At 60.6% G+C, this 24812-nt stretch carries 26 protein-coding genes and 1 pseudogene; 17 read left to right on the forward strand and 10 right to left on the reverse strand.

All coding sequences use genetic code 11. From position 1 onward, the window contains the following. Window positions 1–10: 10 nt before the first annotated feature. Entirely contained in the window at window positions 11–970 is a 960-nt protein-coding gene (locus AC3ITY_RS11865) for an HlyD family secretion protein (RefSeq protein WP_489309263.1), read from the reverse strand. Between the two features lie 3 nt (window positions 971–973). Continuing rightward, on the reverse strand, window positions 974–1345 hold the full coding sequence (locus AC3ITY_RS11870; RefSeq protein ID WP_489309265.1) for a DUF3302 domain-containing protein: 372 nt from the start codon (window positions 1343–1345) through the stop codon (window positions 974–976). 151 nt (window positions 1346–1496) lie between these two features. Here AC3ITY_RS11870 and AC3ITY_RS11875 point away from each other — a divergent pair, with 151 nt between their 5' ends. After that, a complete protein-coding gene (locus AC3ITY_RS11875; protein WP_489309267.1) occupies window positions 1497–2159 on the forward strand; it encodes a hypothetical protein in 663 nt (220 codons plus the stop codon). 77 nt (window positions 2160–2236) lie between these two features. Beyond that, on the forward strand, window positions 2237–3319 hold the full coding sequence (locus AC3ITY_RS11880; protein ID WP_489309269.1) for a sterol desaturase family protein: 1083 nt from the start codon (window positions 2237–2239) through the stop codon (window positions 3317–3319). Between the two features lie 153 nt (window positions 3320–3472). On the opposite strand, the gene mug is transcribed toward AC3ITY_RS11880, so the two are convergent. Continuing rightward, entirely contained in the window at window positions 3473–3994 is a 522-nt protein-coding gene (gene mug, locus AC3ITY_RS11885; RefSeq protein ID WP_489309271.1) for a G/U mismatch-specific DNA glycosylase, read from the reverse strand. Beyond that, window positions 3987–4613, reverse strand: a complete 627-nt coding sequence (locus AC3ITY_RS11890; RefSeq protein ID WP_489309273.1) for a TetR/AcrR family transcriptional regulator — start codon at window positions 4611–4613, stop codon at window positions 3987–3989. Before AC3ITY_RS11890 ends, mug begins: the two co-directional genes overlap by 8 nt. A gap of 260 nt (window positions 4614–4873) precedes the next feature. Here AC3ITY_RS11890 and AC3ITY_RS11895 point away from each other — a divergent pair, with 260 nt between their 5' ends. The 5 genes and pseudogenes from AC3ITY_RS11895 to AC3ITY_RS11915 all read left to right on the forward strand — a co-directional run bounded on the left by AC3ITY_RS11895 (window position 4874) and on the right by AC3ITY_RS11915 (window position 10974). Then, window positions 4874–6010, forward strand: a complete 1137-nt coding sequence (locus tag AC3ITY_RS11895) for an HlyD family secretion protein (protein WP_489309275.1) — start codon at window positions 4874–4876, stop codon at window positions 6008–6010. Beyond that, window positions 6010–7506: pseudogene (locus AC3ITY_RS11900) on the forward strand (DHA2 family efflux MFS transporter permease subunit). Before AC3ITY_RS11895 ends, AC3ITY_RS11900 begins: the two are co-directional and overlap by 1 nt. Window positions 7507–7525: 19 nt before the next feature. Further along, window positions 7526–9004: an efflux transporter outer membrane subunit gene (locus AC3ITY_RS11905; protein ID WP_489309277.1), complete on the forward strand. Its 1479-nt coding sequence runs from the start codon at window positions 7526–7528 to the stop codon at window positions 9002–9004. A gap of 23 nt (window positions 9005–9027) precedes the next feature. Further along, window positions 9028–9978 carry an aldo/keto reductase gene (locus tag AC3ITY_RS11910; protein ID WP_489309279.1) on the forward strand — a complete coding sequence of 317 codons (951 nt, stop codon included), beginning with the start codon at window positions 9028–9030 and terminating at the stop codon, window positions 9976–9978. A gap of 63 nt (window positions 9979–10041) precedes the next feature. Beyond that, window positions 10042–10974, forward strand: a complete 933-nt coding sequence (locus tag AC3ITY_RS11915; protein ID WP_489309281.1) for a LysR family transcriptional regulator — start codon at window positions 10042–10044, stop codon at window positions 10972–10974. A 56-nt stretch (window positions 10975–11030) separates the two neighbouring features. Here the strand turns inward: AC3ITY_RS11915 and AC3ITY_RS11920 are convergent, their stop codons facing one another. Further along, a complete protein-coding gene (locus tag AC3ITY_RS11920) occupies window positions 11031–11303 on the reverse strand; it encodes a DUF2790 domain-containing protein (protein WP_489310846.1) in 273 nt (90 codons plus the stop codon). A 476-nt stretch (window positions 11304–11779) separates the two neighbouring features. Between AC3ITY_RS11920 and AC3ITY_RS11925 the strand changes: the two genes are divergently transcribed. The 3 genes from AC3ITY_RS11925 to AC3ITY_RS11935 all read left to right on the forward strand — a co-directional run bounded on the left by AC3ITY_RS11925 (window position 11780) and on the right by AC3ITY_RS11935 (window position 14087). After that, window positions 11780–13144 carry an OprD family porin gene (locus AC3ITY_RS11925; protein WP_489309283.1) on the forward strand — a complete coding sequence of 455 codons (1365 nt, stop codon included), beginning with the start codon at window positions 11780–11782 and terminating at the stop codon, window positions 13142–13144. A 79-nt stretch (window positions 13145–13223) separates the two neighbouring features. After that, the gene (locus AC3ITY_RS11930) at window positions 13224–13757 is read left to right on the forward strand and encodes a molybdopterin-dependent oxidoreductase (RefSeq protein ID WP_489309285.1); all 534 of its coding nucleotides are present in this window, start codon (window positions 13224–13226) and stop codon (window positions 13755–13757) included. Between the two features lie 33 nt (window positions 13758–13790). Next, on the forward strand, window positions 13791–14087 hold the full coding sequence (locus AC3ITY_RS11935; protein WP_489309287.1) for a hypothetical protein: 297 nt from the start codon (window positions 13791–13793) through the stop codon (window positions 14085–14087). 12 nt (window positions 14088–14099) lie between these two features. Here AC3ITY_RS11935 and AC3ITY_RS11940 read toward each other — a convergent pair whose 3' ends face one another. After that, on the reverse strand, window positions 14100–14858 hold the full coding sequence (locus AC3ITY_RS11940) for a DUF899 domain-containing protein (RefSeq protein WP_489309289.1): 759 nt from the start codon (window positions 14856–14858) through the stop codon (window positions 14100–14102). Between the two features lie 84 nt (window positions 14859–14942). Here AC3ITY_RS11940 and AC3ITY_RS11945 point away from each other — a divergent pair, with 84 nt between their 5' ends. Together AC3ITY_RS11945 and AC3ITY_RS11950 are read left to right on the forward strand one after the other, a co-directional pair. Beyond that, window positions 14943–16163, forward strand: a complete 1221-nt coding sequence (locus AC3ITY_RS11945) for a helix-turn-helix domain-containing protein (protein ID WP_489309291.1) — start codon at window positions 14943–14945, stop codon at window positions 16161–16163. A gap of 35 nt (window positions 16164–16198) precedes the next feature. Further along, window positions 16199–16831, forward strand: a complete 633-nt coding sequence (locus AC3ITY_RS11950) for a Vgb family protein (protein WP_223456587.1) — start codon at window positions 16199–16201, stop codon at window positions 16829–16831. Window positions 16832–17389: 558 nt separating this feature from the next. Here AC3ITY_RS11950 and AC3ITY_RS11955 read toward each other — a convergent pair. Beyond that, window positions 17390–18250, reverse strand: a complete 861-nt coding sequence (locus AC3ITY_RS11955; protein WP_489309294.1) for a CAP domain-containing protein — start codon at window positions 18248–18250, stop codon at window positions 17390–17392. 183 nt (window positions 18251–18433) lie between these two features. On the opposite strand from AC3ITY_RS11955, the gene AC3ITY_RS11960 reads away from it, so the two are divergent. Further along, window positions 18434–18793, forward strand: coding sequence for a hypothetical protein (locus AC3ITY_RS11960; protein ID WP_489309296.1), 360 nt, complete (start codon window positions 18434–18436; stop codon window positions 18791–18793). Here the strand turns inward: AC3ITY_RS11960 and AC3ITY_RS11965 are convergent. From AC3ITY_RS11965 to AC3ITY_RS11975, 3 genes are all read right to left on the reverse strand, one after another. Further along, window positions 18790–19455, reverse strand: a complete 666-nt coding sequence (locus AC3ITY_RS11965) for a helix-turn-helix transcriptional regulator (protein ID WP_489309298.1) — start codon at window positions 19453–19455, stop codon at window positions 18790–18792. The genes AC3ITY_RS11960 and AC3ITY_RS11965 overlap by 4 nt on opposite strands. Before the next feature lie 19 nt (window positions 19456–19474). Beyond that, window positions 19475–20104: a hypothetical protein gene (locus tag AC3ITY_RS11970; RefSeq protein WP_489309299.1), complete on the reverse strand. Its 630-nt coding sequence runs from the start codon at window positions 20102–20104 to the stop codon at window positions 19475–19477. A 539-nt stretch (window positions 20105–20643) separates the two neighbouring features. Continuing rightward, the gene (locus AC3ITY_RS11975) at window positions 20644–21567 is read right to left on the reverse strand and encodes a LysR family transcriptional regulator (RefSeq protein ID WP_489309301.1); all 924 of its coding nucleotides are present in this window, start codon (window positions 21565–21567) and stop codon (window positions 20644–20646) included. Window positions 21568–21670: 103 nt separating this feature from the next. Between AC3ITY_RS11975 and AC3ITY_RS11980 the strand changes: the two genes are divergently transcribed. From AC3ITY_RS11980 to AC3ITY_RS11995, 4 genes are all read left to right on the forward strand, one after another. Continuing rightward, window positions 21671–22057 (forward strand): VOC family protein, encoded by a 387-nt coding sequence (locus tag AC3ITY_RS11980; RefSeq protein WP_489309303.1) that lies wholly within the window; start codon window positions 21671–21673, stop codon window positions 22055–22057. Between the two features lie 77 nt (window positions 22058–22134). Continuing rightward, complete coding sequence (locus tag AC3ITY_RS11985; RefSeq protein ID WP_489309305.1) at window positions 22135–22692, forward strand: ester cyclase; 558 nt, start codon at window positions 22135–22137, stop codon at window positions 22690–22692. 13 nt (window positions 22693–22705) lie between these two features. Continuing rightward, complete coding sequence (locus AC3ITY_RS11990) at window positions 22706–23743, forward strand: polysaccharide deacetylase family protein (RefSeq protein WP_489309307.1); 1038 nt, start codon at window positions 22706–22708, stop codon at window positions 23741–23743. 233 nt (window positions 23744–23976) lie between these two features. Next, window positions 23977–24708, forward strand: a complete 732-nt coding sequence (locus tag AC3ITY_RS11995) for an SDR family NAD(P)-dependent oxidoreductase (RefSeq protein ID WP_489309309.1) — start codon at window positions 23977–23979, stop codon at window positions 24706–24708. The last annotated feature ends 104 nt before the right edge of the window (window positions 24709–24812 follow it).

Consider the following 24812-nt stretch of genomic DNA (forward strand, 5'->3'; position numbering starts at 1 on the left):
TGCTGCCCGGTTAGTGGAACGGAAAGATGTAGTTCATCCAGGCGGCCATGCGCAGGAGGATTTTGCGCATCATCGCGATGTGATGGAAATGCTGGCTGTACAACGCTGCCTGGCCGTAGGCGCCGCCGGGCATCTGGTCGGCGTACTGGGCATAGTCGGGATCGGTGATTTCAATGATCACCGGAACCCGGCCGGCCGGAGGTGAACCGGTGAAGCCGATCAGCGTGCCCGACGGTTGGACCTGGCCTTCGGCGATGACCGAAACCACGGTCTTGACCTTGCCTTCGAACACCTTCCCGGGGATGCCGTCAAATGCGACTTCGGCCTCGTCGCCCTCGGTCAGGCGCAACAGGCTGTTCTGCCGCATCCACGCCGCGAAGTAATGCCCTTCGGCGGGAATGAAGACCATCGAGGGGCGCAGCGGCAACTTGGTCGCCATCATGCCCGGACGCAACGAAACGTGGGTGACGAAGCCTTTGCTCGGCGCGCGGACCGTGGTGTTGTCGAGTTCGTACTGCACGTTGTCCATTTGCGCCTTCAGGTCATCACTGCGAGCGACCACAATGTCCAGTTCCCGTTGGGTGCCGAAATTACGCTTGATCAGCTCGGTGATCCGGGCGCGATCGGCCTGGGCGGCAATCAGTTGTGCCTTGAGGGATTTCAGCCGGTATTCGAAAGGCGTGGGATCGATGCGAAACAGCACATCGCCTTTTTCCAGGGGCTGGTTGGTCTTCACTGGCACGTCGATCACCTGGCCACTGACCACGGGTATCACCGGAACCGATACGAAATAGGAACGCGCCACCTCGGAGTAGGGGTGGTTGTAGTTCATGGTGAAAATCAGCGTGCCGATAATCACGACCCCGCCCAGCACCGCCGTGGGCACCGTCCATTTGTTCAGGGGGATGCGGAAGATCTTGAAGATGGCAACGCAGAGTGCGGCATACGTCAGAATGAGTAAAAGATCCATGGCTCAGAGGCCCTCGCCGAGATTGTCCGTTGGCAGCCTGCCCGGTGCCGTGCCCACAGCCGCCTCCAGGCGCTCGATCCGGCCTTGCAGTTCGGCGACCTGTTGTTCGAGGTGAACCACATGACTTTTGGGTGAATGTCCGTCACTGAAACCCCAGCCCCGGTCCTCTCGATAGGCCATCGCCCAGATCCACAGGAACGGCCACAGCGCGTGCAGGGTGAACAGGCTGACCCAGCCGGTGGCGTGGATCGCATCCTGGTGAGGATGGTTGCGGTGGACGGCAATTTCATAGGGGATGTCGTGGAGCAGGATGATCCCGTAAAACAAGACGAGCCCGACAAATATCAGTATGCCCAGCGCGAAGTAATCAAGCATGAATCACTCCTCTTGAAACAGGTGGCGTGTGCGCATGAGTGTAGCCGTTCAATCTACACTTGACGGGAACGCGGATATCCAGCTCGGGCAACCGGTGCCTGGCCCAAGCGTTGACCGATATCGTGCAGGCAGACCCCGGCGAGGTGAATTCATGCAAACCCATGGCCAATTCGAAAGGGTGCCTGTACTTGACCCTGTCGAGCGCATTACCGAGGTGATCTTCGGCCTGCTGATGGCCATGACGTTCACCGGCACCATCAGTGTGGCCACGGCAGACCAGGCAGCCGAACGCACGATGATGATTGCCGCACTCGGCTGCAACCTCGCCTGGGGACTGGCCGATGCTGTCATGTACCTGTTGCGCGCACTGGTCGAGCGCACGCGCAGGATCAAGCTGTACCTGGCCCTGCGCAATGGCACGGACGCCGCGGTCGGTCAGGCGCTCGTTGCGCAGGTGTTGCCGTTGCAATTCGCTGCGGCGGCCGGCAGCGAGGGCCTGGAGTTGTTGCGCCGTCGGCTGCTCGAGCAGCCCCCCTTGCCGATCAGGGCCGGCCTCGGCTGGAGCGACTTCAAAGGCGCTCTCGGTGTTTTCCTGTTGGTCGTGTGCTCGACATTTCCGCTGGTGGTGCCATTCATGCTGCTCGATCAGACGGCACTCGCCATCCGCCTGTCCAACCTGATCGGCCTCGTGGTGCTGTTCATCGCAGGCTGGCTGCTCGCCAGATACGCTGGCGCCACGCAATGGCAGGGTGGGGCGATCCTGGCCGCCACGGGGGCCGTACTGATCCTTGCAATCATTGCGCTGGGTGGCTGACAGCCGGTCATAATTCAACACACTAAAGACTCATTCTCATTTACAATTGCCCTTCCATTTACGTCGGGCAGCTCGGTATGGATGTTCTTGCCACAATCCATCTTTATTTATCCCAGTGGGTGATCGAGCCGGTCACCCGGCAGTTCCTGGGCATTTTCGACTTCAACGGCAGGCTCGGTCTAGCCTTTCTCTGCATGTCTTACGGCGTCGCTTATTGCCTGTTCCACCTGCGTAAATCCCGGGGTTTGACCGACGCGCGCTCATTCGGGCAGTTCATCGGCGGCCGCCGGGTGTACCTGCACCGCTCGGCGCTGCTCGACTACCGCTACTACTTCGTACTCGCCATCCTCAAGGTTGCCCTGGTGCTGCCCATCGTCGGTCTGGTCGATCCGTATGTCTTGCGTTCAGCGGACTACATCGGGTTCTTCACCCAGCTGTGGGGCGCGCGTACGCAAGTGGAGGAGCACCTGGCGCTGACCCTGCTCTATGGGCTGGGCGTATTTCTGGTCAAGGATTTCAGCCATTACTGGGGCCATCGCGCTTTCCATTCGCGGTATCTGTGGGCCTTCCACAAAGTCCATCATTCGGCGCCCGTGCTGGTGCCGGCGACGGCCAGCCGCGTGCACTTTCTGGAAGAGGTGGTCGAAAAGCTCACGGACATCATCTGCGTCGGCGCGTTTGCCGGTGTCTTCTGGTACGTCTGTGGCGGGGAGATCAGCCGCTATACCTTGTTTGGCGTGACCTACATCGTGTTCATCTTCAATGCCCTGGCGGCCAACCTGCGTCACAGCCATGTCTGGTTTTCCTTCGGGCCGGTGCTGGAGCGGGTGCTGAGCAGCCCGGCGCAACACCAGATTCATCACAGTGATGCGCCGCGACACTTCAACAAGAACTTCGGCATCAATCTGTCACTGTGGGACTGGATGTTCGGCACGCTCTATGTCACCCGGTCCACACCCGAGGTCATCCATTTCGGCACCGGTGAGCAGGATCACGAGCGTTACCTGACGCTGCAGGGGTTGATCGTCACGCCTTTCGTGGACGTCGCGCGCAAGCTCTTGCCTGGAAAACCCCCGAAAGTACAGCCTGAAAGTGGATCTGATCCGTATTTTTCAGCGCAATCTGCCTCTGTAACGGATACAGCCGCCAGCCCACAATAAGTCTTCGGTACGACGTTCGGGCAGCACACGCCGCCCCCTGTACCGCCAATTCATTGTGTGGGAGGCCCCATGGCCAAGATGACGATTTTTCTCGGCGGTTTTCTGCTGTTGACCATCCTGATCGGTATGCTGGCGACGATTCCGCCGACGTGATTACACTCGCCGCTGTTCGTCGACGGCCAAGCGCAGTTCACGGTACGCCGTGACCAGTTGCTCGAGGCTGAACCCACGATTTCTCCCGCTGGGGTTGGGCAGGACCCAGACCGTGGCATGGCCGAAGGTTTTGGTTTGCAGGCCCCAGGCAATGTCCCGCTGACCGGACAGCGCGGCATACGCCGCCTTGCCCAGAAACGCCACGAAACGCGGCGCATGGCGTGCGATTTTCTGTTCGAAGTCGGCAGCGGCGGCGGTGAACTCGTGCAAGGACAGCTGATCCGCACTGGCCGTCGGCCGTTCCACCACCGCAGTCAATCCGCATCGATAGCTCAAGATTGTCCGATCGTTTTCCGGCCGCACTTCCTCGGGGGTAAACCCGGCGAGATGCAGCGTGCGCCAGAAACGATTGCCGCGCCCCGCAAAATGGTGCCCCTGGGCGGCGGCCGTCATTCCGGGGTTGATGCCGCAGAAGATCACGGCCAATTGCCCGGCGAGGATATCTTCGAGCTTTTCACTCACCGCAGATCACTCTGATCGCATTGCGTGCCAGTTCCGTCAACTCGGCTCGGGATTTACCGGCCCGGGCACGTATCGAAATGCTGTGCAGCAGAGACGAGGCGAGCACGGCAAGGGCGGCCGGGTCTGCATTGTCTTTCAGCTCGCCGGCCTCTTTCGCCGCTTGCAATCGAATTTCCAGATCGGCATCCAGCCGGCTCAACCGGTCGGACAGCACCTCGCGAATTTCCGGGTCCTCGACCGCCTCGGTGGTTGCCGTGCCGATGGCGAAGCAACCGCGAGGCTGGCCGTCGCCCGAGAAGTAAATCGATAACTGCCCCTCGTAGAAAAGCTGCAAGGCCTCGGCCAACGGCAGGTCCAGGTCCGTCAGCGACTCGTGCATTGACGCCGCGGCAAACTCCCAATATTGCTCCAGCGCTTTGATGTAGAGCGCGTGCTTGTCGCCGAATGCCGCATAGAGGCTGGGGCGATTCATGCCGGCGGCGGCGGCGATGCTGTCCAGGGACGCGCCGGAATAGCCGGTATTCCAGAACACACCGAGTGCCTGCTGCAACGCTGTCTGCGGGTCGTAGGCCCGAGGGCGGCCGCGGCTTTTGCCCTCTGTCGATTTATTTTGTGCCATATCGTACAAAATCCTTGTGGGAGGGTGGGTCGAGGGATATTCTTACACCATCGCACAAAATTAAGGAATCAGAAATTCCTTGAGTCAGGGTTTGTGGTAGCCGAGCGCGAACTGAGTGTTGCGGCGACGAAACCGACGCGGTGGGAGTGATCCTCCAGGCTGCGCACGGGCTTGCTTGTTTACAGCATTTATTGACATCCGGGCCGCTGGCGCTTGTTGCCGATGCCGGCCCGATTACCCGGCTAGAGGTGAACTCGATCATGACCAAATCGTTCGATATCCCGGCTTCGCAGACCTTCGAGCACCCTGGCCCCAACCCGGCTGGCTCGCGTATCCGCAAACCACTCAAACAGAGGTTGCGTCCCTGGCTGATGGTGGGTGTTCCCATCCTGTTCGCGACGCTGGGCTATGCCCACCATGTGTCGGGGCAGGCGTATGTCTCGACCGATAACGCGTACGCCCGGGTGGCGAAGGCATCGATCAATGCGCGGATCTCCGGGCAAGTGGCAGAGATCGCCATCGAGGACAATCAGCAGGTCCGCAAGGGCCAGGTGCTGTTCCGGATCGACCCGAAACCCTTCCAGATCGCCGTCGACCGCGCGCAAGCACAACTGAGCGTGGCGCGGCTGCGTATCGACGGGCTCAAGGCCAGCTATCGCCAGCAACAGGCGGAACTGCAATCGGCGAAAGAGTCGGCTGACTTCGACCAAAAGGATTTTGCCCGCAAGAAGGCCCTGATCGCCTCGGCGTTCGTGTCGAAGTCCATCTACGAGCGCGCCGACACCGACGTGAAAGTGGCGCAGCAACGGATCGCGTCCATCGAGCAGCAGATCGCCAGCACCGTGGTTGCGTTGAACGGCAATCCGAACATCGATGCCGACAGTCACCCGACGGTGCGCGAGGCCAGGGCGCAGCTCGACGAGGCGCAGTTGTACCTCTCGTACACCACGGTGTATGCGCCGCAGGATGGCATCGTGGCCAAGGTCGACGACCTGCAGGTGGGCAACCATCTCAATAGCGGCGCACCGGCCTTTGCCTTGTTGTCCGGTCACGAGGTCTGGATCGAGGCCAACTTCCGCGAGACCGACGTGACCCACATGCGCCCGGGCCAGGAAGCCACCATCCGCATCGATACCTACCCGGATCGCGTGTTCAAGGCCCACGTCACCAGCATGAGCCCGGGGGCCGGGTCGGATTTCGCATTGCTGCCACCGGAGAACGCCACCGGTAACTGGGTCAAGGTCACGCAACGGGTGCCAGTACGGCTCGAGCTCGACGAAGTGGACCCGGCACTGCCGCTGTTCTCCGGGACCAGCGCTACCGTGCGGATCGACACCCGGTTTCAAAGCCCCTGGTGGCACCCGCTCAAGGCGTTGCTGAGCGCAGGTAACTCCTGATGAACGCCCAATCGATGGTAAGCCCCGGTGGGGAGGGCGCGCGTTCGCTCAGGTTCGCCGCCTTGCTGGCGACCTACATGCAGTCGGCGAACCTGCCGTTGCCGAACGCGGCGCTCAGATTGATCCAGGGCAGCCTGTCGATGAGCGACGATCAGGCGGGCTGGATTTTCACCTCGTACCTGGCCGCGAGTGCGATCAGCATGCCGCTCGCGAATTGGCTGGCCGGGCGCTTTGGCTTGAAGTGGGTGTATCAGGCGGCGCTGGCGTTGTTTGTCCTTGGCTTGCTGCTCGCCACGGCGGCGACGACGCCGCTGGAGTTCGTGGGGGCGCGCATCGTTCAAGGCATCGCCAGTGGCGTGCTGGCACCGTTGTCGATGGCGATCGCCATGGAAACCTTGCCGCTGGACAAGCGTGCGAAGTTCGGCGCGAGCTGGACCGCCATCGTGCTGTTCGGCATCATCAGCGGCCCGAGTATCGGTGGCTGGATCGCCGAGCATTTTGGCTGGCGGCCGATGTTCTACCTCAGCGTGCCACTGTCGGCGTTTATCTTCCTGGTGGCGGCGCTGTTGCTGACCGAGAAGAAGGCCGAGATACCGCCGGTGTTCGATTTCTTCGGTTTCGGCACCTTCACCCTCGGCATGATCAGCCTGCAAATGCTGCTCGACCGGGGGGAGCGCCTGGACTGGTTCGCATCGCCCGAGATCTGGCTGTAAGCCGTGGCGTCTGCGCTGGGGATCTACCTGTTCGTGGTGCATGTGCTGACCTCGAACGTGCATTTCCTCAACAAGCGCCTGTTCAAGGACTGCAACTTCGTGTTGTCGACGGTGATCTTTTTCGCCCTCGGTTTCGTGCTGTTGTCGACCATGGCCCTGACCTCACCGATGCTGGACGAGATTCTCGGCTATCCGCCTGACACCACCGGCGCCTTGACGATTCCCCGTGGCATGGGCCTGGTTGGCGCTTTTCTGCTGATGGGGCGGCTGCCCGAGCGTTTCGACCGTCGCTTCTTTGTGGCGGCCGGTGTCGCCATCGTGATCTATGCCAACTGGCTGATGCTCGGCTATTCGCCGCTGATGGACGAGTGGCCCGTGGCCGTCGCCGGTGCGATCCAGGGCGTGGGCCTGGGCATCCTGATGCCGGCGGTGACCAAGGTCGCGTTCAGCACGCTCGACCCCACGCTGCGCCCCGAAGGCACCGGCCTGTTCAATCTGGCCCGGGTCTACGGCAGCACGCTGGGCGTGGCGATCGTGCAGCTGTTCTTCTTCAACAACACCCAGGCGATGCACTCGGCGCTGGCCAGCAACCTGACGCCCTACCGCGCGGCTGCGCATTCGCTGACCTCGGCGCCGTTGCAGGTGCTCGACGGGCTCAACGAAATGATCACCGGCCAGGCCGCGTTCATCGCCGTGATCGACCAGTTCAAGATCCTGATGGTGGTGATGCTGGTGGTGAGCCCGCTGGTGTTGTTTCTTCGCAAGCCCGTTGCGGCCAATTAGTTTTCGTGGAGTTTGCCAAATGAATGCTTATGCGCTGGTCATCAACAGATATCTGCTGCAAACGAAGATCGCGGCGTTGTCGCTGCTTGCATTCCTGACGGCCTGCACCGTTGACCCCGACTATCAAGCACCGGCGGCGAGTGCGTCGCAGCACTATGACCCACAGGCCGAGCAGCGTCTGGCCCAGGGTGGCAACCCTCGTATCGACCTCGGCAGCAAGGTCAATGGCGATTGGTGGTCCGCCTTTGGCTCGCCGAAACTCGACCGCGTGGTGCGTCGTGCAATCGACGGCAACCTGGATCTGGTGGCAGCCGATGCAACGATCCGGCAAGCCGCTTCTTCTGTTGCGGCGGCGCAGGGTGCGCTGTATCCGCAGGTCGATTTCGCTGCCGTGGCCGGTCGTCAACGGCTGCACAACGCCAGGGAACCCTCCATCGCCAATTTCTACGCGATAGGACCGCGAGTGGGGTTCGACCTTGATGTGTTCGGCGGCAACAAGCGGCTGGTTGAACAACAGCAGGCGTTTACCGACCTGCAAAGGCACCGCTACGAAGCGGCGTACCTGACCCTGACCGGCAACGTCGCCAGCCAGGCGCTGCTGGTGGCTTCCGCCAACGCGCAGATACAGGCCGTGGAAAAGCTGCTGGCCAATGACGCGAAAAACCTTGAACTGGTGCACATGGCCCACCTCAATGGCTCCACCACGCAGATCGATGTGTCGCTGGCCGAGACCCGTCTCGCCCAGGACCGCACCTTGTTGCCGCCCCTCGCTCAGCAACGTGACGCGGCACGCCACGCATTGTCGATTCTGACGGGGAAGGGGCCGGCGGACTGGCTCGCTCCCGACTTCGACTTGAGCGAGTTTGCCCTGCCGTCGAACATGCCGATGAGCCTGCCTTCGGAGATGGCCCACGACCGGCCGGATGTGCTGCAAGCCGAAGCGCAACTGCACATGGCCAGCGCGGCGGTGGGCGTGGCGACGGCCAACCTCTATCCCCATGTCACGCTGTCGGCGTCCCTGGCGCAGGCGGCTTCCGGCAATGGCGGCGCGGCACTCTGGGGTTTCGCTGCGGGGCTGGCCGGGCCGCTCTTCGACGGCGGAACGCTCAAGGCGCAGCAGCAGGCCGCCGTCGACGGTTACAAGGCGACGCTCGCCGGTTACCAGCAAACGGTCATCACGTCGTTCGGCCAGGTCGCCGACACCTTGCAAGCGATCAACCACGACGCCGAGGAACACTTGGCCCAGACCGACGCATTGCGCGCGGCCGAAACCAGTTTGCAGTTGAACCAGCAAGCCTTTGCACAAGGCGAGAACAGCATCCTCCAGGTCCTGGAAGCGCAGCGTGCCTACGAGCAGGCGCTGCTGGCACAGATCCGCGTGAATACCGCGCAGTACCTCGACACCGTGCAGCTGTTCATTGCGCTGGGCGGCAATGCCGTCGGTGCCTTCGAGCAACGCGTGGCGTCTGGCGACGGGCAGAAACCTTCGTATCAATAACGGCTGCGGCCTGGAGTAATGACATGACTTATGAAGCCTTTCACGACGGACTGCGCGATACCGGATTCCTGCTCAATCATGGGGCGGTCGAGATGCCGGCGGTTGGGTTCGGTACGTTGTTCCGCGATCTCGCCACCACGACTGAAGCGGTGAAGGAAGCGCTGGCCGCCGGTTTCCGCCATTTCGATTGTGCCGAGCGTTATCGCAACGAAGCGCAGGTGGGTGTTGCACTGAAGGAAGTGCTGGAGGCGGGCAAGATCCGCCGCGAGGAGCTGTTCATCACCACCAAACTGTGGAACACCAACCATCGTCCCGAGCGCGTCGAGCCCGCCTTCGAAGCCAGTTGCCAGCGCCTGCAAGTGGACTACATCGACTGCTACCTGATCCACACGCCGTTTGCCTTTCAACCCGGTGACAACCAGGACCCGAGGGACGAGCAGGGCAATGTCATCTACGACGACGGCGTGACACTGATCGAGACGTGGCGGGCGCTTGAGCGGCTGGTGGATGAGGGACGGGCGAGGTCCATCGGTGTGTCCGATATCACGCTGCAGGCGCTGAAGGCGTTGGTTGCCGTCGCCCGGATAAAACCCGCCGTGGTGCAGGTCGAGGCCCACCCTTATTTGCCGGAGTGGGAGTTGCTCGAATTCTGCAAGGAACACGGGATCATCGTGCTGGCGTTTGCGCCACTGGGGCATGGCATGGAACCAAATGTGCTGGCAGACCCGGTGCTTACCGGCATCGCCCGGCGCCTGCAGAAAACCCCGGCCCAGGTTGCGCTGGCCTGGGCGGTACAACGCGGGGTGGCGTTCCTGACCACTTCGGCAACGCCGAGCCATATCCGGGAAAACATCGATATCTCGACCTTGCCGCTCAGGGCCATGATGGAGATTCAACAAGACATCACAACCCGTATACGCTTCAACTCGGTGGTTGAAACCGGTGTCCCCGGGTTCATCCCGCGCAAGCAGTAGTTGCTGACGCCAGGGCGGTCCGTCACGGGGCCGTCCTGTTTGCTGATCCCTTGAGGTGAAACGATGGATGTTTTCCAGACCCTGCGCTGTTTCGCGGCGGTGGCCCAAAGTGGCAGCTTCACCGCGGCGGCCGCGGCGTTGGACACCACCACGACCAACGTTTCTAAAGCTGTTTCCAGCCTGGAAGCCAGGCTGCAGACGCGGCTGATCAACCGCACCACCCGACGCCTGGCACTGACCGAAGCCGGCGTGCGCTATTTGCAGCGCTGCGAGCGGATCCTGCAGGACATGCGCGAGGCCGACGAAGAGGCGGGCACCGCTCAGGTCATGCCCGCAGGCCGGCTGAAAATTCACGCCATGTCGGCCATCGGCAACCATTACGTGATCGGCGCCATTGCCCGCTACAGAGAAACCTATCCTTCGGTTCTGTTTGACCTGACCGTGACCAATCGGCTGCCGGATTTGCTCGAGGAAGGCTATGACATGTCGATTGTGCTGGCGCGGGACCTGCCCGATTCCGGATTCGTCGCCCAGCGGCTGGGCATCACCTACAGCATTCTCTGCGCCTCGCCGGCCTACCTGAGCAAGCGCGGGACTCCCGAGTCGCCGAGTGATCTTGGCGGCCATGATTGCCTGCGAATCGTCAACACGGTCATGCCGGCCGAGAACTGGGTATTCGAAGGTCCCCAGGGGATAGAAACGTTCAGCACGCGGGCGTCGCCCTTTCACGTCAACACGGCTGACGCCATGACATTCGCGATCAAGAACGGGATGGGGATTGGCATTCAGCCGATTGCTTCGGCTGTCGAGGGCCTGCGGGCGGGGACCTTGGTGCGGGTATTACCGGGGTATCGGCTTGAAGAACTGAACCTGTTTGCGATCTATCCGTCACGCAAGTTCGTGGATGCAAAAATAAAAACCTGGGTGGAATTTCTGAAGCATTCCATTCCGGGGTTGCTCGCCGCTGATGAAAAAATTGTCGGTGCATCTGTGTAGCGATGTGGCTGGTGCTGTACGCATGGAGTGTCGACCCTCCATCGTCCGTACCGTGCTCAACCGTTCGAGCATCCGCTGCCCATGACTTGATATTCGATGGTGCGGCGTTGACCTTGGGAATCTTCGTAGGTCATACGCGCCGGGACCGGTCCGCATTCATTGGCTATTTCTGATACATCGATGACGCGTTTGATATCCAGCCTGGTGCCGTATGTGTAGGTTTCAACGGGTGATTGGCCGGTGGCGGCAGTCGAGTGGCTGTCTTCTGCAAAGGCCTGGGCACCAGCGGCGCCAAGGGCAACAAAGAGTGCGATGTTCAACAGTTTCATGATCTTCACCTCGTGGTTTGAAATGTTGTCCTGCAAGGGGTGTTCAGCCTTGTGAGCGGGTTGCATCTGATTGGGTTTGCTCACTTGGGTAGAGCCGATGTTAGGCGTTTGGCGGGGGCGCAAAAATCGGTCGGGGGGATAAACACTGTTGCCGGATTGATCATGAATCGAAGGGAAGTTCGATGAGCCGATCAGCCCATCAAAAGCTTTAGCAGGCGTGATTAAACGTTCCATTCACTTTTGTTAAATTTATTGACTTAAAAGTCAGCTTCTAGAAAGATGCAGGCCGCCAGACCTGTTTCGATCTTTTCCGAGCCTCAATCCCGTACCACTGACGGCGCTTGCAGACCTGCATGCCTTAAATTTCGCCCATCGCTATATACAAAAATATATAGCGATGGGCGAAAACGTCAGATCACGAGGGGATCAGGACCCTGGACGCCAAAAAAAAAGAGACCCGCACCGGAGTAAACACAATGAAGCTGCAACCCCTGGCCCTGGCCATCACCCTGGGTGGTTTGACCCACCAGGCCATCGCCGCCGGTTTTATCGATGACAGCAAGGCCTCGCTGAGCCTGCGCAATTTCTATTTCAATTCGGACAACCGGGAAAGCCAGGGCAAGGTGGGTAATGCCGCCTACACCAGCCAGGCCAAGGAGTGGGGGCAGGGGCTGCAACTCAACGTGATCTCCGGATTTACCCAGGGCACCGTCGGTTTTGGCCTGGACGCTATCGCCATGACGGGGCTGAAGCTGGACAGCGGCGGTCGCGCGGGCAAGGCCGGTATCGACCGCACGCCGGGGGCGCTGTTTCCCACGGACAGCGATGGCCATGCGGTCGATGAGTATTCCAAGGGCGGCGTGACCGGCAAAGTGCGCATTTCCAAGACCGAAGCACGCCTGGGCACCTTGCAACCCAAGCTGCCGGTGATCAACTTCAACGACGGTCGCCTGCTGCCGCAAACCTTTGAAGGCGGGCAGATCACCTCAAGCGAAATCGACGGCCTGACCCTTACCGCCGGTCAACTGCAAAGCACCAAGACCCGCAGCTCCACCGACGATATCGATCTGCGCATCGGCGGCGCGACGCGTCCCGCCGGTACCCCGGCCAGCACCGCGCTGGCCGACTCCGACACCTTCGTCTTCGCCGGTGGCGACTACAAGATCACCAAGGACCTGACCGCCCAGTACTACTACGGCAGTCTCGAAGATTTCTACCAACAGCACTTCCTCGGCCTGATCCACACAATGGCCATCGGCCCCGGCGCGCTAAAGACTGATCTGCGCTATTTCAACAGCAGCGCCGATGGCAAGAACGGCAACGCGGCCGGACGTGCCCAGGGCTACAAAAGCAGCGGTTTCTGGCGAGCGGGCGACACCCATGCCGGTGAAGTGGACAACAACACCTGGAGTGCCCTGTTCACCTACAGTCTGAGTGGCCATGCCTTCAGCGCCGGCTACCAGCAAGTCTCCGGCGACAGCGCGTTCCCGTTCGTCAACCAGGGCGACGGCGCCACTGCATACCTGATCACCGACCGGCAGATCGGCAAGTTCCTCAGTGCCGGCGAGCGCACCTGGCTGGCCGAGTACGGGTATGACTTCGTCGCGCTTGGCGTGCCGGGGCTCAAGACCGTGGTCACTTATTTGAGTGGCGACAATATCGACTCCGCCGCCGGTGACCGCAAAGAGTGGGAGCGTGACCTGCGGATCGACTATGCGCTGCAAAGCGGTCCACTCAAGGGGGTGGGCATTTCCTGGCGTAACGCCAGCTTGCGTGGCAATGCCAGCAGCGACCTGGATGAAAACCGCCTGATCCTCAGCTACAGCCTGCCGCTGCTTTAAGCACGGGACCGGTCCTGGCCTGCCGGTGGGCAGCCCAGGACCGCCAGGTGATTGGTCAACCCCCGACAGGAGTATCGCCATGCGTTCAATTTTTTCGACTGTGCGAAGCCTTGTTCGCCCCCGCGCCAACCCCGCGTTGTTGTCACGCCCGACCATCAATGTGGCTGAACAGACACTGGAGGTGGTCGGGCAAGTGCAGAACCCGTTGTGCCTGAGCGTGGCCGACCTGCAAGCCATGCCGGGTTACGACTGGGTGAGACTGACCAGCAATACCTGCGAGGGCAATGCGCAAAAAGCACAGATAAAGGGCTATCGCGGGGTGCTGCTGCGGGAAATTGTCCTCAAGGCCGGGTTGAAGAGCGACGACCCCAAAGGCTGGAAACGCGCCTATGTGGTGGCGCGTGCCAGTGACGGCTACGTCGCGTTGTTCAGTTGGAACGAACTGATCAATACCGACGTGGGCGATGCGGTGCTGGTGGTGTATCGACAACATTCGCACGGGCAGACGGAGCTCGGCGAACACCTTTCATTGGTCTCGGGAAGCGATCGTCATTCCGGGGCCCGTCAAGTGAAGTGGTTGCGCAGCATTGAGCTGTGCAGCATCTTTGGCTGACTTCATCCACAACGCCTACCGAGGAATATGCCAATGCCAGTGTGCAATTCGCTTGGCTTTGATCGACATTCTACGGTCGAGCAGGTGTTGGCCGGCGAACAGTGGCCGCCCGAATTCGAAGTGGCCCTGAGGGACCTGCTGGAGCAGATGGCCAACGCCGGCCATGAAGTCACGCTGCACAACCTCGGCCGGTTCCTCGGCGACTTTGTGCCGCGCTACACCCTGGACCGTGCCGAGGAGTGGCAGGAGTGGGCGACCCGACGCTGGGTCTCGCAGACCAAGCCGGCGCTGGTGGACAAACTGGCGGATGTCTTCATCGGCGGTCAGTGACACCGCTGTCGCTCATTGGTACTCATCATGCCGGCGCCACCAGGGTCCCGTTTCATTACGCCCCTTGGGCGAGCGGTCGAGCCATTGGTACATTCCCCACAATCCGTCCAGGCCCCGCGCGTAGGTGGAGTAGGTGTGATAGATCTCGCTGTCTTCCAACACGAACGTACTCAGCCCTGGCCTGTCGCGGGTATAGGTCGGCGCATCGGTGCCACAGGTCGCGGCGAACTGTTTCACCGGTTCCGGTATTTCACTGGCGTCCATGGCATGCCCGCCGCGCTGGTAGTTGTATTCGACCAAGCCTTCACGCTGCTGCTCTTCGGTGAAGTAGACATTGAAGTCGGCGGTGAAGTCGCTGTCGGCGGCCGAGGCCCAGGGGAAGGTCCAGCCCATTCGGCGCTTGTAGGCCTGCAGTTTCGCCAACGGCGCGCGGGATATGGCCATCAGGGTCACGTCGTGGTTCGCCAGGTGGACGACGACGGGGTCGAAGCCATCGGCGATGGCTGAGCAGGACGGGCAGCCGGCGGTGTAGTCGGGGCCGAACATGAAGTGGTAGACCAGCAGTTGCGAGCGCCCTTGAAAGAGTTCGGCCAGGGTGGCGCTGCCGGTGTCGGTATCGAAGCGGTACGCCTTGTCGAGGCGAACCCATGGCAATGCCTGGCGTTGCCTGGCCACTTCATCGCTGCGTCGGGTCAGGGCCTTTTCCGCTTCAAGCAGTTGCAGGCGTGCCGCCAGCCATTGGTCCCGGGACGCGGTTTTGTGGGTGTTCATCGTTCTACGCTCCTGGTGAAAGGTCGTGATTTAGACTAAACCCGGGTATCGAATGATGGGAGTGACAAGCGTGGCGGGATTTCCATGGACTCGATGATCGCGGCCGCCGCACAGGCGTTGGCGGCGGGCAATCCGCTGGGCGCACTGGACCGCGTGGCCTTGCGCGACGATGCCCCGGCGCTGGCCCTGCGCGGTATCGCCATGGCGCAACTGGGCGATCTGGTGCGGGCCAGGGCGCTGGTCAAGCGTGCGCAACGGGCCTTTGCGCCCAAGGAAGTGCTGGCCCGGGCGCGCTGTGTGGTGGCCGAGGCGGAAATAGCCCTGGCGTCGCGGGAACTCGGGTGGCCGGTCAAGGCGCTCGAAACGGCGCGGGTCACCCTTGAACACCACGGTGACCGGGTAAATGCCGCCCATGCGCGTTATCTGCAAATCCGCCGTTTGCTGTTGATCGGTCAGCTCGATGAGGCGCAGCAGTTACTGGCCGAACTCGATCCCGGCCCATTGCCGCCGACCTTGCGGGCAACCCATGAACTGCTGCTGGCGGGAATCGCCATTCGACGCCTGCAATCGCACGCGGCGCGGGAGGCGTTGAACAGGGCCTGGCAGGCAGCTAGTCAAACCGGGATCGCCGCGCTGATGGCTGAGGTCGAACACGCTGCGCGCCTGCTCGACACCCCCGCAGCACGCCTGATTACCCGGGGTGAAGCACGGCCGCTGTTGCTCGATGACGTTGAAGCGTTGTTCTGTTCAACGTCACTGGTGGTGGATGCCTGCCGGTATGTTGTGCGCGGCTGTGGCATGTCGGTGTCGCTCGCGACGCGGCCGATCCTGTTCGTGCTCGCCCGCGCATTGGCCGAGGCCTGGCCCGCCGACGTTGCGCGGGAAACGCTGATCGCCCGGGCGTTCCGTCTGAGGCTCTCGGATGAATCCCATCGCGCCCGGCTTCGGGTGGAAATCGGCAGGCTGCGTAAGGCACTCAAGCCGTTGGCCGGCGTCATCGCGACGGCACGCGGTTATGCCCTGCAATCGCCGGTGTGTACGCAGGTGGTGACACTGGCGCAACCGGTCGAGGAGAAATTTGCCGCGGTATTTGCCTGCCTCGCCGATGGCGAGTCGTGGTCCAGTTCCGCCCTGGCACTGGCGCTGGGTACCAGCCAGCGCACGGTGCAACGGGCGCTCGATACACTGGCGGAGCAGGGCAAGGTGCAGTGGTTTGGCCGTGGCCGCGCGCGGCGCTGGATGACGCCGCCCGTGCCGGGATTCGCGACGACCTTGTTACTCCCGGCACCGCTGCCCGGTGGCTAGGATGAACGCCACCAACCCCCATCGAGGAATGCCAGATGAAACACGCAACTGCTGAAATCATTCGTGAATATGGCCCGTTTGCCGATGTCGACCACGTGTGCGGCGTCACCTGGGACGGCGAAAAGGTCTGGTTCGCAAGCAACAGCAAAATCAACGCCCTGGACCCGGAAAGCGGCAAGGTACTGAGCTCGATCGATGTCGCGGCCCATGCCGGCACCGCGTTTGACGGAGAGCATCTGTTCCAGATCGCCGAAGACCGCATCCACAAAATCGACCCCCGCACCGGCCGCATCCTCTCGACGATTCCTGCCCCCGGCGCAGGCACCGATTCGGGGCTGACCTGGGCCGAAGGGACGTTGTGGGTGGGCCAGTACCGCGAACGCAAGATTCACCAGATCGACCCCGAGACCGGCAAGATCCTGCGCACCATCGAATCCAACCGTTTCGTCACCGGCGTGACCTGGGTGGACGGTGCGCTGTGGCATGGCACCTGGGAGGGCGACGAAAGTGAACTGCGGCGCATCGACTCGCAAACCGGTGAAGTGCTGGAAAGCCTCAAGATGCCGGAAGGCGTCGGCGTGTCGGGGCTGGAGTCCGATGGCGGCGAGCGGTTGTTCTGCGGTGGCGGCGATAGCGGCAAGGTGAGGGTGGTGCGTCGGCCTGCATGAGGCACCGATGTTGGATGTGCCGGCCCCTTCGCTGTGTAGGAGCGAGCTTGCTCGCGAAAGCGGAGTATCAGTCAGCATTGATGTTGAAGCTAACGGCCCCTTCGCGGGCAAGCCCGCTCCTACAGCGAAGGCGGCGTGTCAGGCACTATCAATGTTGGATGTGCAGCCCCTTTTGAACCGCGCTGCGGGCTTAGTTTTTTTCCGTCCAGCCATGTTTTCTGCTGGTCGAAATCGGTCTAAAAGCCCGGTTGGAAATTGTGTCTGTTTTGCTATCCTCAACCATGTAGGTGAAGACGCAGACTGATGCGCAAAAGGATAGCAAGGAGACGTGGGGCGCGTTCCGAAGGGTACACGGTTAGAAAGATCCCCGCGCTGGGATCCAGCCCTTATGCCGTGTGAAGCAGAAGAGTTCCATTACAGTTTCACGACTCTTTTGTGGGAGGCCTGATAAACCTTGTAAGCCGGAGACCAGCGCCGGCCACCTACTTATTACATTCACCCACGAAGCCCGCTCAGTGCGGGCTTTTTAATGCCCGCAAGGTGGGTCCGGTCAGCGGCTCAAGGCGCGCCAAACAGCATCGTCCAGTAAACACCGTTGTCGCTGCGCGCGTTGGCGGCGTACGCGGCACCGACCTGGGTGAACATCGGGTTCATCAGGTTGGCGCAGTGCCCGGGGCTGGCGAGCCAGCCGGCCATGGCCTTGCTGGGTGAACCTTGCCCGGCGGCGATGTTTTCACCGATCTGCCGGCCACGGTAGCCGGCGGCCTTGGCACGGTCATAGGGCATGTCACCGTCGGGGTCCTGGTGGGCGAAATAGTTGCCGTAGGCCATGGCCTTGCTATGGCCCTGGGCGGCGGCGCCGAGGGCAGCACTCCAGGACAGCGGCCGCGCGGCGGCGAAACGCTGGCGACCACACAGGCGCGGCTTGGCCCGGGCTGCGTTGACCTGCGCCAGCAACGCCTGTGCGGCGCTGCGTGGATCGCCGGTTTGTCCGTCGAGTACCGGCCGTGCCAGCACCACTTGCCACTCACTCCCGGCGCGGCTGACGCCGATGTCGGCGTATTGGTTGTCGAGCAGTGCGGCGCAGTGCTCGTCCTGGAACATATCGAAGGCTTCTTCGGCATCCCGCGCACCCACCACGCGGATGGACCGCACCATGGTGGCCTGATAGCCGGAAGCCTTTAACCGGTCCCGCAACCCACCGCCATAACCAACGGGCAGGGCCAGGTTCGACTTGAGCGTCAGGGGTGATAAGCGTTGCGTCGGCCGCCGGTCGCAGCGTTGCGGGTGGGCGCGATAGTCGTTGATGGCGTCTACCAGTTGCCGTTGCCCATCGGCATGGGCGGGGCTGGCAAGAACCGGGAGCAGGGAAAACAGGCACAGCGAAGAAAAGCGCAAGGCAACGACAGTTTGGCGCATGGACGGACAACTCTGATGAGATGACAACGAAGAAAGTGGGGAAAAGCGCTGGGCTATGACTGGTGCCTTGAAACAAGGTTCACGGCGGACAGCTGCCTATTTGCGGGCGTAGCCATGAGTCCGACGAAGGGTGTCGGCGGGTCTGTATGATGGGTTTTTTTCGCCCCAGACAAGGATCAATCCATGGGTTTGAGCAAACGCGATCAGGCGCATATCGAACGGCGTCTGGTCGTCACCCTGACCGAAGCGTGCGAGACGGCCAAAGCGGAAATCGTCGGGTTTCAGTGGTTGACCCATATCGTCGACTACGCCCGGTTTCCGGCCAGCCTCAAGGTGGTTTGGGTCTTCGATACCCAGGCCAACAGGGGGCAGGCGCTGGCCAAAGGGCAGGGCGAACGCATGGTCGAATTCACCGCGATGGCCTTGGGTGAGGCGCACGTTCAACTCAGCCCGGTCGCGGCCCATGTGCTGTTCGATTCTGAAGAAGCCTGTCAGCAGGACAACGCTGGAAACTGGCAGCAACGGCTGTCACGCAAGCGCTAGGCTGGCTGATCGGTATCGGCTGGAGCAGCGTCAGTCGCGACGTCCGGGGTTTCGCTCGGTCGCAGTCTGAAGCGACAGACATGCCCGCCGCGCACCATGCATTCGCTGTGCTCGACTTCGCCGCCGCCCAACGCGCCGATCAAAGCCAGGTCGAGTTCGCAGACCACTGGGTGCTCGGCGGCCAGGCGATGGAACACGCAGTTATGCGCGACGATTTCCGGGGTGTCTCCTGAGCGAAAAAACACCTCGGCTTCGTAGCCCGCCTGGTTCATGTGCTGGACGATCCTGGCTTCATCCACGACCTGTTGCTCACGGTCCAAAGCCAGTTTGCGGCCCATGCTGCGCATCAGTGAAGTCAGGGCTTCAGGACCGATGATGCCCGCCACTTCATCGATCAATACGCTGGCCAGTAGCTGATAGTGGCGAGGGAACTGCTCCCGCGCGTGGTCGGTGAGCCGATACAGCTGTTCCGGACGACGACCCGTCGGCCGGGTGTCGCCGCGCAGCACCAGGCCGTCACGCTCCAGCGCCGCCAGGTGTTGGCGGATCGCCGTGCGCGTGACGGCCAGGTGTTCGGCCAACTCGTCAATGCTCATGCCGCCCCCATGGTGCAGCAGTGCATTGAGCAGGTCCTGCTGTGTTCGGCCCAGTCCTTCCAGCATGGTGTGCCCTCGCGCGATATCAGAACTTGTCCGGGAATTGCTTGACCAGCGCGCCGGTCAACGCGTCGGCCAGGGCCAGGATGTGCGTACGCATCATCGCCCAGGTGCGGGCTTCGCCGGCGTAATCGTGCGCGGCAAACTCATCGATCTGGGCGATGTGGTGACCGCCATGGGCTGACAACATCGTCACCAGTGTCGCCTCAGGCAGATTGGGGTTGGCCGTAGCCAGAAATGCCGCAATCGCCTTGGCATTGCTGGTCAACTCGGTGATGGCGGCCTGCTTGCCTTTCGCATCTTTGGCGACCGTGGCGTCACTGTAGTGTTTCACCGCGCCCCAATGGCCGGCAAGCAGCTTGAGCAGTTGATCCGCCGCCGGTTGGCCGTAGAGCGGGGCGATGCTGTTGGCGATTTTGGTGGCGTTGTCGACCACCTGATCCGCCGCGACTTTGGCTTGCTTTTTGTCGGCGGATTGATTGGCCAGCGCGTAGTTTCTGATCCAGAAAATGTGTTCGACCCAAAGGTCACGCTCGGCCAGGCGCGTGGTCAGCGCGGGGCTGTCGGCAGCGGCGGGAGAGGCGGCAGGCGTCTGGCTCCAGACCGGTTGCGCACACAAAGCCAGCAGGAGCAAAGCCAGGGTTTTGATATTCATGACGGCACCCTCTGAGAGTGGAAACGTTCGACAATATCAATATAGGCATAAAAATATGTTTTTATTGGGCGTTGGCGAATTCTCGGATTAACGGTCATATAACCTTGCACGTCTGTTCAGCTGTGAAAGGGCGCTTGTCTGTGGCGAGGGAGCTTGCTCCCGTTGGACCGGTCCGCGCTCGGGCACAGCAGGCCTTCTTTTGGGGGCCCTAGCGCGAGCCATCCCGGATGTTTGCGATCGACATAAAGATTGGATGCCACCCATGCACCAGATAGAGACTGGTGAATGGGTTGAGCACGAGTGGTGGACGTTACTTGATGAAAAATTACAACCTGTACTGAATCTTGCCAGAACGTTGCAAACGCTTGGGTACTACTAGTTACCTGCGGCAGCAATGTTAATTTGTTCGCTTCCGATTTTGATGGCTTTCGTTTTTACACACTCTCGGCCGATTACTGCCTGTCGCGACTGTGGATTCAACTGGTCGATGCAACACACTAGATTCTGTGTAGGCAGGAGGAGTGTTGCAGATGAAGCATCTACCTCAAATATTCTTCCAGACTGCTGGATTCTTCTGCAAAGCGCTCGATCAAAAATTCGAGAAGGGCGCGTACGCGAGGTGCCATGTACCGGTTGCGTTGATACAGGGCGTTTACCGGCGCGTCCGCAGTTCTCCATTCAGGCAGTAGAATCTTCAAGCGTCCCGCTCTCAGGTCTGCGCCAATATCCCACACCGATTTCATTGCAATGCCGTATCCGTGAACCGCCCACTCTCGAGCGACCGCTCCGTCATTCGTCTCGCGAGCGTTTGCAAGCGCAACCCTATGATTTTCGACTCTGCCATTACGGGTGAAGCGCCAGTCATTCGCAGGCCCGGCAACAGAGTTGAGAACGATGCAGTCGAAACGTTCCAAATCTCGTGGGTGGTCCGGGCTGCCGTGCTTTGCAAGAAATTGGGGGGATGCGCATAACACACGCCGGTTCGGCGCCAAGGGTCGGGCTACGAAAGAACTGTCTGGCGGCACACCGAATCGGATGGCGAGATCAATATCGTCGCGCAACAAATTCGACAGCGAGTCCGATAGCACTAATGCAAACGTCACTTCGGGGTATTGCCTGTTGAACTGGTCAAGCCAGTTCTTGAGTACGTTACGGCCGAAATCCGAAGTTGCGGAAATTCGCACCTTGCCACCCACCACGCTTTTTCCAGCTTGTAGAAAGGCGTTGCCATCGTCGAGTGCCTGGAGTGCCTGCTGGCAATAGGACAAGTACGTTCGCCCCTCATCCGTCAAGCGCAGGTGACGTGTCGTGCGCTCGAACAGGCGCGTATGCAACACCGATTCGAGTTTAACGAGGCGCGCACTTGCTGCCGCGGGAGATAGTCCGAGCTTGCGGCCTGCGGCCGACAATCCGCCCAGGTTTGCTGCTTCGACAAACAGCCTGATGTCGCCAAGGTAGTCCATGATATTTCGAAATCATTTGAAAGTTATTCAAACAATACGCCAATTATCAAGTCGGCGGGGCCTGCGCAGAATGGCGACATGAACAAACAGCCAGAGTCTCGTCATGAAACTTGACCATGCAACGATCGTCACCGAAGACCTCGAGGGTGCAAGGCGCTTTCTTTGCTCTGTGGTTGGTTTTCACGACGGCCCCCGTCCGCCATTTGGCATAGGTGGTTATTGGCTTTATGCAAACGGGCAACCGGTCATTCACTTGATCGAAGCGGCCACCACCTCGTCGGTGAAACCTGCGTCCTCTCGTATTGACCATATCGGGTTACGAATCAGCAGCGGGCAGGAATGGTCGCAGTTGCTCGATCGGCTACGACTGAGCGGCATTCACTATGGGCTCAATGAAGTCCCACTAACGGGTGAGCGCCAGTTGTTCGTCGCGTTGGCATCCGGCGTTGTCATCGAGCTGGTCAGCGATCAGCACCCCGTCATCCCCTGAGCAATCGAGCCTTTATCGAACTGCCTGCGAGTTGCAGTTCGACCTGTGTATCCCTCATTACCGATTGGAGAATCCTTATGTCGCATGTACCTGTTGTGCGCCTGACTCGCGCACGTTGCTGGCTTCTTACTTTTCTGATCTCCGTCGCGGTGACCCCCGTCTTCGCGGCGACCGATCCACTCATTCAGCCTCGCACCGTGATCATCGACCATAGCCTTCCAAAGGCCCAGGTTGATGCGCAAATCCTGGCCGCACGACGCTATGACACGTTTTGGACCACGGGTGAGGAAGCGCTCGCGCGCGCCGCTCTGACTTCCGACTTCAAGGATTCCACGCTGCCGCCAGGCCGCCCACAAGGCATCCCCGGCCCACTCGCGGCATCGAAAACGATGCATTCGGCAATTCCCGATATTCACTGTGAAGTGGAACAGATGTTGGTCGTTGGCGACCGAGTCGTCGTTCATTTGCGTTTCACAGGTCACTTCACCGGCCAGTTCAAGAACGTCCAGGGCGAAGGGCAGGCGATCGATTTCATAGCGACTGATATCTACCGCGTCGTCGACGGTCGTATCGCAGAGAACTGGCATCTCGAAGATAACCTGGCCCTGCTGCAACAGCTCGGCATTGCGAAGTAAGGAGATCACACTGATGAATAATGATCACGAGTCCATTGCTGATGAGTCACAGGCATCGGAGCAAGTCAGTCGCCGGACGTTTCTCAATCGCGCCGGTGCAGCAGCTGGCGTCCTGGCTGCGAGCGCAATGCTCCCAGCCGTCGCAGCCACGCAAACCGCAGCACCCACGCCAAAGACTTCGGCTGCGCCACGCGGTGGTAAATTCTGGCCTGGTGACATTCGTCTGGTCGTTTCCATATCCATGCAATTTGAGGCGGGTGGACAGCCGGCCAAGGGGACGGACAGTCCTTTCCCCAAAGTAGATTTTCCAGCCGAGGTTCCAGCGGATCTGGCAGCCAATACCTGGTTCGCCTATGGGTATCGGGAGGGAATTCCACGCATGCTCGATCTGTGGGATCGCCACCAGGTCAAGGTCACCTCGCACATGATCGGCGAGGCCGCCCAGCGGCATCCTGAACTGGCAAAAGAGATCGTGACACGCGGCCATGAAGCGGCCGGGCACGGTCCTCGCTGGAGTTCCCAGTTTGCGATGAGCCGCGAGGAGGAGAAGCAGTTCCTCGTTCAGGCAGCCACCATGGTCGAGGAGGTTACAGGGCAACGGCCGATTGGCTACAACTGCAACTGGCTGCGGCGTGGTCCGAACACGTTGTCGCTGCTACAGGAATTGGGCTACGCCTACCATATCGACGATCTGAGCCGCGATGAGCCTTTCATCGAACAGGTCAATGGCAAGGACTTCGTCGTTGTGCCGTATACGCTGCGCAACAACGACATTCTGCTGATCGAAGGCCGCAACTATTCGCCGTCCCAGTTCCTGGAACAGATCAAATTAGACTTCGATCAGCTCTACGAAGAGGCCGGAACACGTCGGCGCATGATGTCGGTCAGTGCGCATGATCGCATCAGTGGTTCGCCTCAGATGGTGCGCGTGTGGGACGAATTTCTGCGTTATGCCAAGAGCCGGCCGGGTGTTGCGTTCATGCGCAAGGATGAAATTGCGCGCTACGCCCTCAGCAGTCCGCAAACTCTGCGCGAGGCCGAGACCCTATAAAAATGCCCGGATAGTAGCGATCTTGGGGCTCTTCGTTTGAGATTACGCGAAACGAGCCCTGCGCAAGCCCCCAGCCTTTCCATTCCCTTTCTTTCAAATTAAATACCGATTGATTTTCAGATACTAATAAGTATTTAATCTGATCTGCGCCAGAAAACCATCTGCTTTCGGAGGTGCCTCCGAACGTCAAGGCGCAGCGCTACATCCAATAAATCCAATAAAGAGGAAATGGCATGGGACGGTTAAGTGGCAAGGTTGCAATCATCACAGGTGCGGCAAGCGGGCAGGGTGAGTCAGAGGCCCGGCTCTTCGCCGCCGAAGGCGCCAAAGTTGTTTTGACTGATGTTCAAGACAATGGTGAACAGGTCGCGGCAGAAATCGGAGAGGCTGCATTCTTCATCAAGCATGATGTTTCGAGTGCCGAGGGTTGGGCTGTGGTGGTCGCCGAGACACTGGAACGGTTCGGCCGGATCGACATCCTCGTCAACAACGCGGGAATCTACAGCCCCAATTATATGCAGGGGACCACGCCGGCTGAGTTGGAGCGGTATTTCCAGGTCAATGTATTGGGTGTGATGCTGGGCATGCAGGCAGTGACCGAGGCGATGCAAAGTACGGGCAGTGGCTCAATCATTAACATCTCCTCGCTTTCGGCTATTCGCAATATTCCGGGGCAGTTCGCCTATGCCGCGTCCAAGTGGGCGGTACGCGGGATGAGCGGTTGTGCTGCCGCCGAATTGGGACGTGTCGGTATTCGTGTCAACTCGGTCTATCCAGGCATGATCCAGACGCCGATGATCGCAGGCAATCCGCCGGAAGCAAATGCGAAGTATCAGGCCATGATACCGCTCAACCGGATTGCTGATCCGAAGGAGGTAGCCGAGGTCGTCGCGTTCCTGGCATCCGATGCGGCCAGTTATGTCAATGGCGCCGAGATTTTGGTCGACGGTGGATTGCGACTCTAACGGCCAGCCCAACCATCAGTGAACATACCAGCTGCCGGTTTCTGTGCCTGGAGTGGGCGCTGGTGGGAGGGCATCTCCACTTCTTGCCAGGACTGGGTAATGGC

It is taken from the genome of Pseudomonas sp. GL_091 (assembly GCF_057837725.1).